This is a genomic window from Bifidobacterium aerophilum (assembly GCF_010667685.1).
In the GTDB taxonomy this organism is placed as follows: domain Bacteria; phylum Actinomycetota; class Actinomycetes; order Actinomycetales; family Bifidobacteriaceae; genus Bifidobacterium; species Bifidobacterium aerophilum.
In genome coordinates, this window is record NZ_WHZW01000005.1 from 73912 (window position 1) to 90323 (window position 16412).

The following is a 16412-nucleotide window of genomic DNA, read 5'->3' on the forward strand; positions in this document are numbered from 1 at the left end:
CAACGCGAATCACTCCGTTTGCGTTGGTTTTCGCATAGGATGTTCTGTTTTCCGCTCGCAAACCAACGCCGGTTCCCCTGTTTGCGTTGGTTTGCGAGCGGAAGAGTCATCCGATCAGGGGGATCATGCCGACCAATGTCCATTCGCAGGCCCCTGTCTCATGAGTCGGCGCGTCGATTCGCGAGACGGGGGCCGATACGTTCAACGTGCCGCCGCGCTCGGCGATGCGGGTACGATAGCGTGCGATCCCGGTGCCGAGAGACCGGCTCACGCCGGATGGAAGATCCTTGTCGGACGACACATGGTTCGGATCGGCGGCGATCGATGCCATGTCCACAAGCGCGATCTGTACGGCATCACGGCCGATACCGATCGTGAGCACGTAGCCGCCGGCCGGATCGGCATGCTTGGCGACGTTGCCGTACAGTTCCTCGAGCAGCCCCGCTACCAGCGCGTCCTGCGCGGCATCGTCGTTCACGTTCGTGACGATCGTCTGCCCGTCGAAACCGAGTTCCGCAAGCCGATGGTCGCCGGATCGCGCGATCGCGCGCAGTTGCGCGGCAAGAGGACAGTCCGCGTCGATGCCATGCGACGGTACGAAGGAGGGTCGCATCGCCGGCATCGCAACCGTTCCATCGGCCCGATCAGATGCCGCGCCATGAACGGACGCCTGCCCGTCGTGATCGGCTGCCGGCCAAACCCCATCGGAGGACGGCGACCGCCGCGCATCGCCTTCGATCACGCGGATGACCTGATGCGTGCGGTCAAGCGCGCCGGCCGCAACGTCGCGCAATTCGCGCAGTTCGTCGGCGCCCGGCCGCTTGCCGTCGGCGATGTCCTTGTCCAGTCTCAGGATCAGGTATGCGAGATCGTTCGACACGTAGTCGTGGATGTCCTGCGCTGCGCGGGCCCGCTGTCGGCGGTACGCGAGCTCCATGCGTTCGCTGTGCCGCTCATGGTTCCAGCGTACGGCCATGCCGCCGAGCAGGAATCCGGAGAACAGGACGACGACCGGCGCGACGCCGGACATGGCGACCACGCCGAGCAGGACATGATCGTTGGAGTCGAAGGTCCCCGACGATGATATCCAGGAGATACCGCCCTGAGTGCATATCCACACGCCCAATGCGGCGACGGCGATGGCCGTTGCCGCGCGACGATAGGCGTAGCCGAGAATGCCTATGGCGGTCAGAACGCTCAGAAGCATGGCCGACGGCATGTCGACCGCGGCGACGCTCAGTGCGATCCATGACGCCGTGACCGCGAGCGCGCCCGTCACCGGACGGAACGCCATGAGCATCGTCGCCGCCACGACCGCGAACACGCACGTCGCGTCCACAACCGGCATGGTACCGGAGGCCAGGGCTGCCAGGGTTTCGCCGGCGCACACCAACGCGACGACCAGCACTGCCGTCAGCAGCCATGCGTTGTCCGTCCGCCGGTCGGCGTCGGTCAGCCGTTCGAACCATTCAACCGTCATGTCCTCACCCCGCTTCCGCATGATCAGAACACATGTCGTCGCACGCAGATCGAAATCGCCTGAGCGCGGCTGCGCGCGCCGAGTTTGGCGAGCGCCCGCCGTTCGAACGTGGCGATCGTCGGCGTGCCGACGCCGAGCCGATCCGCGATCTCGCGCGTGGTCAGTCCATCCGCGTACAGCCGCAGAACGTCACGTTCCTTGGGCGACAGCGCCCCATGTCCGACGTCGTATGCCGCGTCCTCCAACAGCGTGTGTGCTTCGGCGGCGTCGAGAAACCGAGGTCCGCCCGATGCCGGGTCGGCGTCGGTTCCGGCATCGTTCGTCGCGAGTCCCTGCGCCGCCCGCCGGATCGCCACGGCCAAGCCGGCGAGGTCGGTTTTGCCGACCAGCGCCTGCATGCCGCATCGCGTCGCCTCGTCCATGAACGAATCGACCGCGTATGAGGTCACGCCGACCACACCCACGTCCGCGCGTTTGACGCGGATCGCACGGCATACCTCGGTGCCGGGAACGTCGTTCATCGACATGTCGGTCACGAGTACGTCCGGCCGTCGCGCGCGGTTCAGGCATCGGCTGATCGCCACCGCGCCGAGTTCGCACGTCCACAGACACTCGAATCGCGCGTCCATGCGTGCGATCATGGTCGAGAGCACGGCCACCGCGTACGGGTCGTTGTCGACGATGCCGATACGGATGCGCGCGGGCGCACCGCCGCCGTCACTGGCCGAACCGTCCGGCCGATCATCGCGGATCCCGTCCATGCACGCCCCCTTACGTATCATGCGCCTCGCGCGGCCGCATCGTCGCGCCGCGTCATACGGGCTATGACATCCATCATTCCACCGATCGCGCGTGTTCCATACTGGAATCACCACAACACGCCGAGCGGACGGGTGATCGTCGCATCGGCCAACCGATGCGAGGCCGCCGACGCCGCCCGGATTGGACGGTCATCGACCGGAAAGGAGGCCACCATGACCTCGCTTTATCCCAATGCGAACCCCGCGGAGCGCGGCCGGTCCGACACGACGCTTCCACGGGCCGATGCGGCGCGGCGCACACCCCGGCCCGTGCACGGATTCGCGCAACAATGCTCATGGAACCGCGCGCATTGGATCGGCATCATCGCGCTCTTCGTCCTTCTGTCGCTGATCCTGTATTCCCGGCTCGCGACGTTCCTGCCCGAACTCGACGGACGTCCGATTCCGGACGGCTTCACGTGGGTGCCCGTCATGACGGCGGGTTATTGGCCGGTCGGATTGGGCGTCGCGAATCTTGTTCTCGGTTCGATCCGTTCCGGCTCGCTCTCGTTTCCGTTGGTCAGCGCGCTGATGGGTCCGATCGGCTTCGGCTGGGCGCATCTGCGCATGCTCGGCTACGTCGAATACCATCGGTGGGACGACTGGCTGACGCTGATGCGCGAACACGGCGGCGAACTGGCCGTACAGGCATTGGGCGGCTGCGTGATATTGCTGCTCGCGTATACGGCGGTGGCGTTCTGCTGTTACTCGATCGGACGGTACGGGCTGCGCAGGCTGTTTCTCGCGCCGGCCCCGACAAGCGCGAGCGGCCGTATGGTCGCGTGGGCGCGGCGTGACGCGGTGCGGTTCGGCTGCTGGCTGGCGATGGCGATCACGTACGGATTGGTGTTTGCGTTCTCGCTGATGCGCGGGCAGCTGGCGATGGCCGCGGTGCTGATGATCAATTTCGTGGTGCCGCCGGTGTTGCTGGTGACGTGCGGGGCGTACGCAAGCCGTGACGCCGCGATGTCGGCCGGACGCAGTGCACGACGGCATGGTTCCGCATCGATCGGCGACCGCCCGATGACGTCTGACGGCCGACGGGGCAACGCTCTGCCCTCATGGCTGCGTTCGGCGCTGTTTCCCGCGGTGTGCGCGCTGATCGGCGCGGCGCTGACGTTCGTGCTGTCCGCACCGTATCAGGACATGTGCCCGGTCGGCGGGGCGTGCACGCAGGTCGGCGGATGGTATATCGACTGGGCGGCGTTGACCGACACGGCGGCGGTTTTCCTTGTGATGTATCTCGTCGCCGGATATATCGGTTACCTCGCCGTGCTGATCGTCAGGCTGATCATGCGGGCCGTTCGCAGGGGCCGCTGATCCGCAGACCTCTCCCTCCCCGGTTCACTGCCCGGTGGAGGGAGTGGTGCCGTTGCCGCCCGTGGAGTCGGAATCGTCCTGCGAATCGCCTTGCGAACCATTGCCATCGGACGGCGTTGCGGGATCATTCTGCTCGGAGTCCTGCGAACCGGCGCCGGCGCCGGAATCATCCGATCCCTGATCGGCTCCGGTTCCGGTGCCGTTCGTGGTGTTCTGCGGGATGATCGGCATGGTGTCCTGTGCGCCGTTGTTCTGGATGATCTGCGCGTTCAGCGCGGTGAGCGCCTCGACGGACATGTTGACGTCGTCGCTGGCGGTCTGCAGCGCCTTGAGCGCATCCTGCAATGAAGTCATGGTCGGCTTGTCCTCCTTGAGCAGCGTGTTGGCCGTATCGATCGCCGTGAGCAGCGCGGCACGCGTGGATTCGTCGGCGACCGCTCCGGCGGTGCCGTCATACAGCGTCTGCGCGTCGGCGACGGCCGTCTGCAGCTGCTGTTTCGCCGCATTCCGGTCGGCGTCGTCCTTGGCGGTCCGGCTGACGGTCACCGCGTCGGCGGCCTTGGTCAGTGACGAGGCCAGTTCGGATGCCTTGTCGGCGGCGTCGTTCGCGTCGGCGGTCTGCGAGGTCAGCGCGGCCAGGGTCGCGTTCGCGTCGCACGAACTCACCGTACCCATGTCGTTCGCCTTGTCGACCGCGGTTTTCAGTGCCGTCACGGTGGTCGCGTCGGCCACCTGATCGGCCGTGATCTTCTGGGCGGCGGCGGTGGTTTTGAGGACGGAGGCCACCTTGTCGGCGGCGTCCTGATACCGGCTGTATGCCGACTGGCATGCGACGAGCTTGGCGGCATGGGTCTGTTCCGCCTGCCTGCCGTTCCACCAGAACACGCCGGCGACCGCCACGGCGGCAACGACGAGCGCGGCGGCGCCGGCGATCAGGAACCGGCAGTCGAAGACGAAGGAGCGGGTGTTGGCGGCATCCCCGTCCCCTCGCGACTCTTCCGGCGCGACGATGGGGCCGGTCTGCGTGATTTCGGCGAAATCCTCCGGAGAGGCCTCGATCACGTTGCTGGATCCGATGATGTCGGTCGCCGGTTCGGCGACGGCCCCTGTCTTCTTTGCCGTCCCGGCCGCATCGGTTTCGGACGAAGGGTTCAACGGCAGGCCCTGAGGGGGCGCCGGCACCGGTGGCACCGGCGGCATGACACTGGTGCCGCCGTCCGCGATGACGGTGGTGCGAGGCCCGTCATTGACGGGAGAACCGATGATCTGAGTCGGCGCGGCGTCGGGAGCCTCCTGCGAGGCCTCGGCATCCGTTGCGTCCGGCATCGTGGCCTGGCGTGCGCCGTCCGGCGAATCCGTCGTCCAGGTTCCCGTGATCGGGGGAATGGCGATCGTGGGGATGTCGGTCAGCCTCGACGGTTCGCCCGTCTCGATGGGCGGGAACGTGAAATCGACCATGGCCCCGTCGTCGTCCGGCGAGCTCACCGCGTCGAAGGAGAGACCCTGCGCGGGCACGGACGGCGTATCGGCATGCGTGCCATCCGATGACGCGCCCGTTGTCATGTCGTTCGTTTCCTGCGTCGCATCGGCGTTCGGCTCCCATTCGTCGTTCAGCATTCCCGTCCCCGTCCGTTCGTGTCTGATCATGTTCCACCACCATCATAGGGGGTGTTCGAGATCCCCGTGCCATTCGTCCATGAGCGGCACGGCCCGTCGCCGCGACATGGCGGCGTGCCCCTCGTATGATGAAAGGTTATGACCCAATCCCCCGCCCATGATGGCATCATGTTCGCCGATGAATCCAAATCCGACCTGCTCGACGACGCGCTGCGCGCCTATGCCGACCGCCGTCTCGCCTCACGCGCCGCGCTGCTTGAACGGCTGCCCGCCGTCACGCGCGTGCTCGCCGCGCTTGACGGAGACCGGCTGACCCTGATGCGGCTGGCGTATGGCACGCTGCCGGCCGATGACGTGATCGACGTCGAACCGTCCGTACTGCTGTCGTTCGCCGACCATGCGCTGATGCTGCGGCGCACGATGCCGTGGACGCGCGATCTGCCGGTCGACCTGTTCGTCCATTACGTGTTCTGGCCGCGCATCAACAACGAGGCGCTGGCCGACTGCCGGCCGACGTGCTACCGAGAGCTGGCGGATCGCGTGCGCGGTCTCGACGCCACTCAGGCGATGCTCGAGACGAACTACTGGTGCGCCGAGCACGTCACCTATCATCCGTCCGATGACCGTACGCTCAACGCGCTCGGAGCGTTGAACCTCGGCCTGGGCCGCTGCGGCGAGGAGTCGACGCTGCTGGTCACCGCGTTGCGCGCGATCGGCATTCCGGCCCGGCAGGTGTACACGCCGCGCTGGGCGCACTGCGACGACAATCACGCGTGGGTGGAGGCGTATGTGGACGGCCGTTGGCGGTTCCTCGGCGCCTGCGAGCCGGAGGAGGTTCCGGACCGCGGATGGTTCGACAAGGCGTCGACGCGTGCGATGCTCGTGCATGCGCGCGTGTTCTGCGATTTTTCCGAAGGGAACGTCGACGCGTCAGCGAGCGCCGGCGGCGACGGTTCGATGCTGTTGTGCAACCTGACCGCGGATTATGCGCCGACGACCGACCTTGCGGTGACCGTGACGGACGGCGACGGACGGCCTGTCGCCGATGCGAATGTGGCGTTCGAGCTGTTGAACATGGCCGAATACTATCCGATCGCGACCGCGGTCACCGACGGGCGAGGCATGGCCCGCATGACGCTCGGCAAAGGCAGCATCCGCGTGCATGTCAGCCGCGATGACGTGTTCTCCGACGTCATCGTCGACACCGCCGGCACCGATGCCGTCGCCGTCACATTGCCTGTCACCGGCAACGTCGTCGTCCCCGCCGTGTCATCTCGACCGGGTGAAGCGAGCGGAGAGATCCTGCCGTCCCCCACGCCCGGCGTTCCGTCATGGACATCCATCGACCTCGTCGCTCCCCCGAGCGGCACGCCGCACAGCCTGCCGTTGACCGACGAGCAGCAGCGGCGCACGGTCGCGCGCCGCGCCCGGGCCGAGGCGATGCGCACCGCGCGCGTGGCCGGATTCGCCGGACTCGTCGACGACACGACCCGCAGTGCGATCGCGGACCGGTACCAAAAGGTATCGCCCGATGCCGCCGATGTCATTCCTTCCCTGCTGACCGCCGCCGGCGCAAACGCGCCCGTCATCGCCGGTTTCCTGCTTGACGGCGATAATGCCGACACCGAGACAGGCCATGCCGACCCCGTCGTCGCCGACCGTGACCGTCTCGCGGTGCTGTCGGCGCTGAGTGTCAAGGACCTGTGCGACGTGTCGGCCGTCGCGTTGGACGACGCCGTGCGTTCCGCCGCGGCGGTGCGCGACATCACGTTGGACACCGTGCTGTCCGACGTCGCGCAAGCCGACCGGTACGATACGTACGCGCGTTACGTGCTCAATCCGCGCGTCGGCCATGAGCCGCTGGCCGGCGACCGTGCGCGGCTGCAATCCATGCTTGCGGCCGATGCGGATACGCTGCGCGCCCAGCCGCAACTGGTCCGCCGGTATCTGCTCGATCATATCGATGCCGCACGGTCCGGGGACGAGACGCCGGTGCCGATCTCCCCCACCGGCTTGCTGACGGCCGGCATCGGCACGCCGCGTTCGTTGGACGCCGCGTTCGTGACCGTGTGCCGCGCATTGGGCGTGCCGGCCCGGTTCGATCCGCAGACCGGCGAACCCGAGTATTTCCAAGGCGACGCGTTCCATCATCTGCCGGCAACGCATACGGACGACGATGGCGCCGCGTCGGCCGGGCGGATGGCGACGCTCACCGTCGTCGCCCCCGCTCGCGAACTTCCCGCATACGGTACCGATTGGAGTCTCGGCCGGCTGACCGACGGCGCGCACGGCACCGATTTCACGTCGCTTGACCTATGGGAGCGACCGTGGAACGGCAACCGCATGACGTTGACGGTCGAGGCCGGACTGTACCGGCTGATCACCACGGTGCGGTTGCCGAACGGCGGCCAGCAGACCAACGAGACGACGTTCCGGCTGGAGACCGGCGATGAGCGGACGGTGACGCTTGCCATGCGCACGCCGAGCGAGGATGAGCTGCTGGAACATATCGCCGTCGATGATGTGACGTTCCATGGGACGACGCATGATGATGGGAACGGGATCGGGACGGATGGTCACGAAGGTCCGGACGAGACGTGGCGCCTGTCGCAGCTGCTGCCCGATCGCGCGATCGTCGCGATTCTCGACGCGCACGGTTCGGAGCCGAGCATCCATGTACTCGACGAGCTGATCGCGCGTCCGCATCGCGATACGCACGACACCGGCCCTGTCGGAGAGGTGTCGGCCGATATTCCGGTCGTGTTCGCCGCATGCCCGGCCGACGCGCCGCTGAGCGCCACGCTGCGCTCGATGTTCGACGGACTCGGCGACGGCTCCCCTGCCGTATGGCGCTGCGACGAAACGACCTATGAGCGGCTGACGCGCGGAATGTACGTGGATCCGGACAAGCTGCCGATGATTCTCGTGACCCATAAGGAAGCGAACCGTATCATCGGCACCTATGCCTCCACCGGCTACAACGTGGGATCCGTCGACCTCGCCTTCCGCCTCGCGGCCAAATAGCGCGTCAAGACGACGATGGGCCTGTTGCGACGTTTGGCATCGCAACAGGCCCTGTCCGTGTCATCCGGCTTGACGCCGTCCGGATCGGTTGGTTTCCGACACGGACTGCGTCGACGCTCGCTACTTGAGCTTGCGTCCGGCGCACCACACCTCGCCGACCTGCCAAGTGGTCGGGTCGGTGAGCAGCAGGTCGGCGGCGTAGCCGGGGGCGACCAGACCGAGCGGCGCGCCGGTGACCGGGTTCGGCCGGTCGAAGCCGAACGCCTTGGCCGGGGTGAGCGTCGCCGCTTCGACGGCGGCCGGCGCGGCGATGCCGAGCTCGTTGACCGCACGCTGCACGGCGACTTCCAGCAGCAGCGTGGAGCCGGCGATGGCGCCGTTGGAGACGAGGCGGGCGTGACCGTCGACCACGTTCACGTCGAGCGCGCCCAACTTGTACGCGCCGTCGGGGCAGTCGGTGGCGGCCATCGCGTCGGTGACGAACGCGATGCGGTGCGGGGCGAAGCCGAAACCGAGCTCGACCATCGGGTTCTGCACATGGAAGCCGTCGTTGATGAGCTCGATGACGACGCGCGGATCCTCCACCGCCGCCGGGATCGGGCCGGGCTTGCGGTGGTGCAGGCCGTTCATCGCGTTGAACATGTGGGTCATGATGCCCGCACCCGCATCGAAGCCGCGCTTGGCGGTCTCGTAGTCGGCGTCGCAATGGCCGACCGCGGGCACGACGCCGGCGGCGGCGAACTGCTTGATGGCGCTGATGCCGTGCGGCAGTTCGGGCGCGATGGTGATCTGACGGATGCATCCGTCGGCGGCTTCGAGCAGCTCGTCCACGAGTTCGGGCACCGGATCCTTGAGGCATTCGGGATCGTGGGCGCCCTTGCGGGCCAGCGCGAGGAACGGGCCTTCGAGATGCGCGCCGAGGATGTCCGGACGCTCGTCCATCTTGGCCCGCACGTTCTTCAGGTTACGGCAGATCACGTCGACCGGATTGGTGATCAGCGACAGCACCTGACGGGTCGTGCCGTGCACGGCGTGTCCGGCGCGGGCGATGTCGATGCCCTCCGGACCGTCGTCGAACGAATGCTCCCATGCGCCGTGCGCGTGGATGTCGACGTATCCCGGGGTGAGGATGCGGCCCTGCGCGTCGATGATCGCATTGTCGTCGGCCGGGTCGATGCCGACCGAACGGCATGCGGATTCGAACTCCTCCTCGCCGGTGCCGGTGGCGAAGATCGTGCCGTTGGCGCAGACCACCCAGAAGTGGTCCTGCACGCCGCGCGCGTCCACCTTGCGCGCATGGTGGATGGCGACCGCCTGCGGCTCGCCGGCGAGCGCTGCCGTCACCTGTTCCACGGTCCGTTCTCGTGTTTGCGTCATATCGCGTTTCCTCCTTGACGAAACGAGCTCCCCGGTTGCGGGGAGCTCGCGGAATGGATCAGATGCCCTGCCAGGCCGGCTTGTGCTCGATCGCGTAGCGGTAGTAGTCCTTGTGACGCAGACGAGACGCGGCCTCCTCGTCGATGATGACGGTCGCGTGCGGGTGCAGCTGCAGCGCGGAGGCCGGGCAGAATGCGGAGACGCCACCCTCGATGGTCTCCTCGATGGCCTCGGCCTTGCCGGCGCCGAACGCGAGCAGCACGAGGTGGCGGGCCTTCAGGACCGTGCCGATGCCCTGCGTGATGCAGTGGGTCGGCACCTGGTTGATGTCGTTGTCGAAGAAGCGCGCGTTGTCGATGCGGGTCTGCTCGGCGAGGGTCTTGACGCGCGTGCCGGAGGCGAGCGACGAGCCGGGCTCGTTGAAGCCGATGTGGCCGTCGGTGCCGATGCCGAGGATCTGCACGTCGATGCCGCCCGCGGCCTCGATCGCAGCGTCGTAGGCCGGGCCGGCGGCGGCGATCTTGTCGCCATCCTCGAGCGGGGCGCCGTTCAGCACGTCGCCCGGCACGTGGACCTTGGCCGGGTCGAGGCCGAGGGGCTCGACGACCGTGCGGTGGATGGTGGAGTGGTAGGACTCCGGGTGGCTCAGCGGCAGGCCCAGGTACTCGTCGAGCGCGAAGCCACGGACCTGGCTCACGTCGATGTGCTCGGCCTTGACCTTGGCGGCCAGGGCCTTGTAGGCGGCCAGCGGGCTGGAACCGGTGGCCAGGCCCAGCACCGCGTTCGGCTTGCGCTTGATCAGTCCGGCGACGCAGTTCGCGTAGATCTCGCCGGCTTCGTCCTCGTTCTTGACGATGATGACTTCCGTCATTGGTCATCCTTTCCCGTTGCCCATGTCGCGCGGTCGGCCCCGTTGGGTCCCGCTGCGGCGCGGCAGGTTCCGTTTGGTTGTTTGCTCACTATGAGGACACGCCGTACGGCCCTCGCACCACATCGCGCGGCACCTTGGGCGCATCCCTAATTGTTAAGTGTACTTACATAAAGAGAAAACCGCCATCTTTCGGCGTTTTTCCAGTTGTTTACCATATATTAACCGCTATAATGAAAAGACAGTTGTTAGGATTACGCCGATGTTGTCCTTCCGTATGATGTTGATTCGGACCGAACACCACTAGCCAGGAAAGGCGGCATGACCATGGACGAACAAGCCTATACGGGATCGTTCCCGTTGCACACGCCAGGAAAGATATCCAAGGCGAGTCCGTCCGACGTGCGCCGCAAGAACCGCTCCCTCATCTTCAGCCTGCTGTTTCCGACCGGCCAGTGCTCGCGCGCCGAACTCGGCCGCCGCACCGGGCTGTCGCGTGTGGCCGTCTCCGACGTGGTCAACGACATGCTCGACGAAGGCCTGATCCGCGAGAACGGCTTCGAAACCACGACCACCGGCAAGGGCAAGCGCGGCACGCTGCTGAGCATCGACACGAGCCGGCTGAGGATCATCAGCATCGATCTGTCGCAGGACAATCTGGTGCAGGGCGCGGTGACCGATCTGCTCGGACTGCCCCAGCAGCGCATGGAGATCGCGCTGGGACCGGACATCCGCATCGGTGTGGACACCATCGTCCAGTTCGTGGACGAGTTGCGCTCGGACCTTGACGTCAACCGCATCGTGGGCATCGGCATCTGCGCGCCGGGCGTGATCGACAACGGCGTGATCCGCGCCTCGACGGCGCTCGGATGGCACGACGTCGATCTGAAGGCCACGCTGGAACGCCGTTTCGGCATCCCCGTATCGATCACCAACGACGTGACCTGCGCGATGCTGACCGAACGGTTCTTCGGACAGGCCGGACCGAACCTGCTGTTCGTCAAGAACGACCACGGCATCGGTTCCGCCACGCTTATCGACGACGTGCCGGTGGTCGGCGAGCATCATGCCGGCGGCGAGATCGGCCACATCTCGATCGACCCGGACAACGGCCCCGAATGCCCGTGCGGCAAGCGCGGCTGCATGGAGCGTCTGATTTCGGCCACTGCGCTGCGCGAACGGATGCGGCAGGTGCCGCCGTCGGAGCGCATGGGGATCATCCGGCAGGCCGGCGAATACCTGGCGACGGCGCTGGCGATGCCGGTCGGCATGCTCGACATCACCGACATCTGCGTGTACGGCCCGGCCGACATCATCAACAACACGCTGCTCGACGCCGCGCAGCAGCAGCTGGACCGTCTCACCGCGTCGACGTTCCACGCGCGCAGCGTGATCCGCCGGTGCCAGTGCGGCGCGGACATCACGCTGCGCGGCAGCGCCGTGTCCGTGGTACGCCACTACATCGAGGAATGGTGAGTCGACTTTCTCGCCCGCTCCGGCTCCACTCATTCCCATCCGCCCATATATCCACAGGCCGTAACCCAACACCAGCAAACCCCTCCCGTTGAGTTACGGCCGTTTCGCAGGCAAAAAGAGGCCGTAGCTCAACAATGGGACGCGGTTCCTGTTGAGTTACGGCCGACCGTGCGCGGGAATCAATCGTGCAGGAAGACGGTCATCTCGTTCTCGCCGCGGTTGGCCCACGCGAAGTACGGGATGAGGGTCGCGGTCACCGGCTCGCGGCGGACGGGCCGGTACTCGGCGTACAGCGGCGCGAACGCGGGCGACTCCGCGTCCGTGCCGGCCGGCACCGGCTCGCGCCATGCGGGCACCTCAAGGCGCACCATGTCACGCTCCACGTCATCGACCTCGCCCTGACCGTCCGCATCGATGCCGGCCGCGCCCGCGTGGAACTCGAACGGCACGACCTTGACCGAGTCCGGGTCGGCCAGGATCGCCGCCACGTCCGCGTGCAGCAGATGCAGGTTCGCGCCGTTGTCCCGCTCCTCGGCGCAGAACGTGATCGGGCCGCGCACGAACGCGACGCGGCCAGCGTCCTCGCGCACCATCGGATTCGCCTTCATCATGCGCACCGGCATCGGGAAATTGAACACGACCTCGTCGCCGTCATGCCACTGGCCGGCGAAGTACACGTAGCCGTCACGCACCGAACGCACGACACGGCCGTCGGCCTCGCCGGACGCCGAGATCGCACCCGCCGCCGCATCCACGGAACCGGCCCAACCCGGCAGACGGAACGCCAACGTGAACGTCGTCGCCTCCCCCAGCTTCACGACGACCTTGCCATCGCCCTGCCATGGCAGGTTCGCGTTCGTCGTCAGTTCGACCGCGGCGCCACCAAGCACCGCTTTCGCCACACCACCCATATACAGGTGCGTGTACAACGTCGAACCGTCATTGCCCACCGTGTATGCATACTCCTGCACCGACTCGACGATGCGCGCGATGTTCGGCGGGCAGCACGCGCAGCCGAACCACTTCTGACGCACGGTTTTGACGTGGCCGAGACGCTTGTCACGATGGTTTGCGTACGGATTGACTTCAAGCGGGTTCACATAGAAGAAGCTCTTGCCATCCAGCGCCATGCCGGCCAGCGTCGTGTTGTACAACGCCTGCTCCATCACGTCCGCGTATTCGGCCTTCGGCGCGATCTCAAGCATGCGGCGCGCGAAGAACGCGAGCGAGATCGCCGCGCACGACTCGGAATAGGCCGCGTCGTTCGGCAGATCGTAGTCGTACGAGAACGCCTCGCCGTTATTGGTGCCGCCGATGCCGCCGGTCACATACAGTTTCTTGTCCACGATGTTGCGCCACAGCGTCTCACACGCCTCGACCAGCGAATCATCGTCGGACAGTTTCGCCACGGCCGCCATGCCGGAATACAGGTAGCCGGCGCGCACCGCGTGGCCGACCGCCTCCTTCTGCTCGCGCACCGGCTTGTGCGCCTGCGCGTAGGACGGATCAAAATCCCAGTTGGCGTCGGTGTAGCCGGTGTCTTTGTCGCGCTTGTCCTCCGCCAAGAAGTAGTTCGGCTCGGTGCCGCGCTCGTCGATGAAGAACCTGGCGAGGTCGAGATACTTCTTCTCGCCGGTCAGGTCGGCCAGACGCGCCAGCGCCATCTCCGCGATTTCGTGACCCGGATAGCCTTTGCACTGGTCGGCTTTCGGTCCGAAATACTCGGCGGTGTAGTCCGCAAACCGGCATGCCGCCTTGAGCAGCTTGTCCTTGCCGGTGCCCTCGTAGTACGCGATCGCGCCTTCGATGAGGTGGCCGAGGCAGTACAGCTCGTGGTGCCAACGCAGGTTGTGGAACGCGCGGTCCATGCCGTTGAGGATGTAATAGGTGTCGAGATAGCCGTTGTCGAGCTGCGCCGCGCACACGATGTCGATCGCCTTGTCCGCCGTGGCCTCAAGCTCGGCGTCCGGGTGCTGGGTGAGGCTGTAGCCGACCGCCTCGATCCACTTCGAGAAGTCCGTGTCCTGGAACACGAAGCCGTAGAACTTGTCCGGATCGGGCGCTTCACCGTCTTTCGGGAGCACGGCAAAGCCTCGGTAGGAGAACTCCGGCGGGTACGCCTTGCGGTCGTCGTTTCCGTTCCTGCGCGCGTTCTGCGCGGCGGCGGCCTTGAAGTTGTGCATGCAGTAGCTGGGCGCGGCGCCGGGGACGTTGTCGTTGAGCGCGTTCCACTGGAACGGGATGACGGCGGTGCGCACGAGCTCCTGCTCGGCGTGCCAGAACGCGTCGGTGACGGTGACGCTGCGCAGTGCGAGCGGCTTGCTGTGCCGCGCGGCGGATGCGACGGCGTGCGGGTTGGTTTGGATGGACATGTGCGATGACTCCTTGAATGTTGTTGGGATCAGAATGGATAACTGAAGAGGTGTGTGATGCGTCAGCCTTTGACCGCTCCGATCATCACGCCCTTGTTGAAGTACTTCTGCAGGAAGGGGTAGATGACGAGCAGCGGCAGGGTGGAGACGATGATCACGCCGTATTTGATCTGCTCGGCGATGCGCTGGTTTTCGATGGCGTTGCGGGCATTCTCGAACACGTTGGCCTTGTTGGCGAGCAGGATGTTCTGCAATACCACCTGCAACGGCTGCTTGTCGGACGAGGTGACGTAGATCAGACCGGTGAAGTAGTCGTTCCAATGGCCGACGAAGTAGTACAGGCCGATCACGGCGATGATCGCGCTCGACAGCGGCAGCACGATTTTCACGAAGTATCCGATGTAGCTCAGGCTGTCGATCTGTGCGGCGTCATGCAGATCCTCGGGGATCGATGTCTCGAAGAACGAACGGGCGATGATCAGGTTCCACACCGACACGGCGGTCGGCAGGATGAACACCCACATCGAGTCGAGCAGGCCGAGATCCTTGTACAGCAGGTAGTTCGGGATCATGCCGCCCGCGAAGTACATGGTGAAGGTGAGCAGGAACAGCAGCACGCGACGCGGCTTGAACTCGCGCCGGGACAGCGCGAACGCACCGGGCAGCGTGACCACGAGGTTCAGCGCGGTGCCGAGCACCGCGTACACGATGGTGTTCCAGTAGCCCTGCCAGATGTCGCCGTTGGCGAACACCTTCCGGTATCCGGCGAAGTTCAGTCCGAGAGGGATGAGGGTGACGTCTCCGGCCGCGACCTTCGCCTGATCGGACACGCTGGCGATGATGACGAACCACAGCGGGTAGATCACGACGAAGCAGGTCAGGGCGATGACCGCCCAGATGACGATGTCGGTCACCCGGTCGCCGAAGCCTTTCTTCTGGCTGACGTGCTTGTTCCAAGGGATTTCGGGCGCTTTGGTTGCGACCGATGCGTATGCGTTGCTCATGATGGCGAACTCGTTTCTGGAAATTGCGGATGGTTAGAAGATGCTGGTTTCGGATGCGCGGCTCGCGATGAAGTTGGCGAGCAGCAGGAACGCGAAGTTGACGAGCGTGTTGAACAGGCCGATGGCAGTGCCGTAGGAGTACTGGTATCCGAGCAGACCCAGCTTGTACGTGTAGGTCGAGATGACTTCGGACGCCGGCAGGTTCATGGTGTTCTGCATGAGGAACACTTTCTCGAAGCCGACGGAGAGCACCGAACCCATGTTCATGATGAGCAGGATCACGCAGGTCGGCATGATGGTGGGCAGGTCGACGTACCGGATGAGCTGGAGTCGGCCGGCGCCGTCCATTTTGGCGGCCTCGTACAGCGACAGGTCCACGGAGCTCAGTGCGGCCAGGTAGATGATGGCGTTCCATCCGCAGTGCTGCCAGACTTCCGAAATCCAGTAGATCGGGGCGAACAGGTTCGGGTTGTCCATCACGCTCGATTGGCCGAGGAATCGCCCGATCAGACCGCTGTCGGGAGCAAGGAAGATGTTGATCAGGGAAACGACGACCACGATGGAGATGAAGTGCGGCATGTAGGTGAGCGTCTGCACGAATCCCTTGACCGTCTTCGATCCGATCTGGTTGATGAGCAGGGCCAGGATGATCGGGAAAATGAAGCCGAGCACGAGTGTGCCGAGGCTGACGCGCACGGTGTTGACGATCGTTTCGACGAACATCGGCGAGGTGAAGTACTGGTGGAAGTACTTCAGGCCGACGAGCTTGCCGCCGGTCAGCCCCGCGCCCGGCGTGAAGTCGCGGAACGCCAGCTGCAGTCCCCACATCGGCACGTAGGCGAACAATCCCACGAAGCCGAGCGTGGGCGCGACCAGCAGCCACAACTGCCAGTATTTTTGGAAATGACGGACCAGCCGTGCGCCGACGGACGGTTTTGCCTGATCCGTACCTCCGGTGGTCTGAATCATCGTTGATTGCGACATCGCATCCTCCGCTTTGATTGTGTGATATTGAGAAATGGTTTTCGTTGAAATGAAGAAGATAGATGAAACTTAAGTATTTTCGTTACCGAA

At 65.4% G+C, this 16412-nt stretch carries 11 protein-coding genes; 3 read left to right on the forward strand and 8 right to left on the reverse strand.

Annotated features, from left to right (window positions below; all coding sequences use genetic code 11):
* Positions 1–106: 106 nt before the first annotated feature.
* Positions 107–1480: a 2CS histidine protein kinase gene (locus tag GFD25_RS11990; RefSeq protein ID WP_239512371.1), complete on the reverse strand. Its 1374-nt coding sequence runs from the start codon at positions 1478–1480 to the stop codon at positions 107–109.
* 23 nt (positions 1481–1503) lie between these two features.
* Entirely contained in the window at positions 1504–2241 is a 738-nt protein-coding gene (locus GFD25_RS03075; RefSeq protein ID WP_163229873.1) for a response regulator transcription factor, read from the reverse strand.
* 213 nt (positions 2242–2454) lie between these two features.
* Here GFD25_RS03075 and GFD25_RS03080 point away from each other — a divergent pair, with 213 nt between their 5' ends.
* A complete protein-coding gene (locus GFD25_RS03080) occupies positions 2455–3600 on the forward strand; it encodes a hypothetical protein (RefSeq protein WP_163229875.1) in 1146 nt (381 codons plus the stop codon).
* A 24-nt stretch (positions 3601–3624) separates the two neighbouring features.
* Here GFD25_RS03080 and GFD25_RS03085 read toward each other — a convergent pair whose 3' ends face one another.
* Complete coding sequence (locus GFD25_RS03085) at positions 3625–5217, reverse strand: hypothetical protein (protein WP_163229877.1); 1593 nt, start codon at positions 5215–5217, stop codon at positions 3625–3627.
* A gap of 138 nt (positions 5218–5355) precedes the next feature.
* On the opposite strand from GFD25_RS03085, the gene GFD25_RS03090 reads away from it, so the two are divergent.
* Entirely contained in the window at positions 5356–8241 is a 2886-nt protein-coding gene (locus GFD25_RS03090; RefSeq protein ID WP_163229879.1) for a transglutaminase domain-containing protein, read from the forward strand.
* Between the two features lie 120 nt (positions 8242–8361).
* Here the strand turns inward: GFD25_RS03090 and nagA are convergent, their stop codons facing one another.
* Entirely contained in the window at positions 8362–9618 is a 1257-nt protein-coding gene (nagA, locus tag GFD25_RS03095; protein WP_163229881.1) for an N-acetylglucosamine-6-phosphate deacetylase, read from the reverse strand.
* A 58-nt stretch (positions 9619–9676) separates the two neighbouring features.
* The gene (gene nagB / locus GFD25_RS03100; RefSeq protein WP_163229883.1) at positions 9677–10489 is read right to left on the reverse strand and encodes a glucosamine-6-phosphate deaminase; all 813 of its coding nucleotides are present in this window, start codon (positions 10487–10489) and stop codon (positions 9677–9679) included.
* 324 nt (positions 10490–10813) lie between these two features.
* Between nagB and GFD25_RS03105 the strand changes: the two genes are divergently transcribed.
* The gene (locus GFD25_RS03105; protein WP_420837542.1) at positions 10814–11962 is read left to right on the forward strand and encodes an ROK family transcriptional regulator; all 1149 of its coding nucleotides are present in this window, start codon (positions 10814–10816) and stop codon (positions 11960–11962) included.
* Positions 11963–12141: 179 nt separating this feature from the next.
* Here the strand turns inward: GFD25_RS03105 and GFD25_RS03110 are convergent, their stop codons facing one another.
* The 3 genes from GFD25_RS03110 to GFD25_RS03120 all read right to left on the reverse strand — a co-directional run bounded on the left by GFD25_RS03110 (position 12142) and on the right by GFD25_RS03120 (position 16307).
* Positions 12142–14334: a glycoside hydrolase family 127 protein gene (locus tag GFD25_RS03110; RefSeq protein WP_163229887.1), complete on the reverse strand. Its 2193-nt coding sequence runs from the start codon at positions 14332–14334 to the stop codon at positions 12142–12144.
* Positions 14335–14396: 62 nt separating this feature from the next.
* On the reverse strand, positions 14397–15338 hold the full coding sequence (locus tag GFD25_RS03115; protein ID WP_163229889.1) for a carbohydrate ABC transporter permease: 942 nt from the start codon (positions 15336–15338) through the stop codon (positions 14397–14399).
* A gap of 33 nt (positions 15339–15371) precedes the next feature.
* Positions 15372–16307: an ABC transporter permease gene (locus tag GFD25_RS03120; protein WP_239512377.1), complete on the reverse strand. Its 936-nt coding sequence runs from the start codon at positions 16305–16307 to the stop codon at positions 15372–15374.
* Positions 16308–16412: the final 105 nt, after the last annotated feature.

What these genes read in the sequence shown, in the direction of transcription:
- nagA (WP_163229881.1), bottom strand. Translation starts at nt 9,618, where the DNA reads ATGACGCAAACACGAGAACGGACCGTGGAACAGGTGACGGCAGCGCTC.
- GFD25_RS11990 (WP_239512371.1), bottom strand. Translation starts at nt 1,480, where the DNA reads ATGACGGTTGAATGGTTCGAACGGCTGACCGACGCCGACCGGCGGACG.
- nagB (WP_163229883.1), bottom strand. Translation starts at nt 10,489, where the DNA reads ATGACGGAAGTCATCATCGTCAAGAACGAGGACGAAGCCGGCGAGATC.
- GFD25_RS03085 (WP_163229877.1), bottom strand. Translation starts at nt 5,217, where the DNA reads ATGCTGAACGACGAATGGGAGCCGAACGCCGATGCGACGCAGGAAACG.
- GFD25_RS03080 (WP_163229875.1), top strand. Translation starts at nt 2,455, where the DNA reads ATGACCTCGCTTTATCCCAATGCGAACCCCGCGGAGCGCGGCCGGTCC.
- GFD25_RS03090 (WP_163229879.1), top strand. Translation starts at nt 5,356, where the DNA reads ATGACCCAATCCCCCGCCCATGATGGCATCATGTTCGCCGATGAATCC.
- GFD25_RS03120 (WP_239512377.1), bottom strand. Translation starts at nt 16,307, where the DNA reads ATGATTCAGACCACCGGAGGTACGGATCAGGCAAAACCGTCCGTCGGC.
- GFD25_RS03115 (WP_163229889.1), bottom strand. Translation starts at nt 15,338, where the DNA reads ATGAGCAACGCATACGCATCGGTCGCAACCAAAGCGCCCGAAATCCCT.
- GFD25_RS03110 (WP_163229887.1), bottom strand. Translation starts at nt 14,334, where the DNA reads ATGTCCATCCAAACCAACCCGCACGCCGTCGCATCCGCCGCGCGGCAC.
- GFD25_RS03105 (WP_420837542.1), top strand. Translation starts at nt 10,814, where the DNA reads ATGGACGAACAAGCCTATACGGGATCGTTCCCGTTGCACACGCCAGGA.
- GFD25_RS03075 (WP_163229873.1), bottom strand. Translation starts at nt 2,241, where the DNA reads ATGGACGGGATCCGCGATGATCGGCCGGACGGTTCGGCCAGTGACGGC.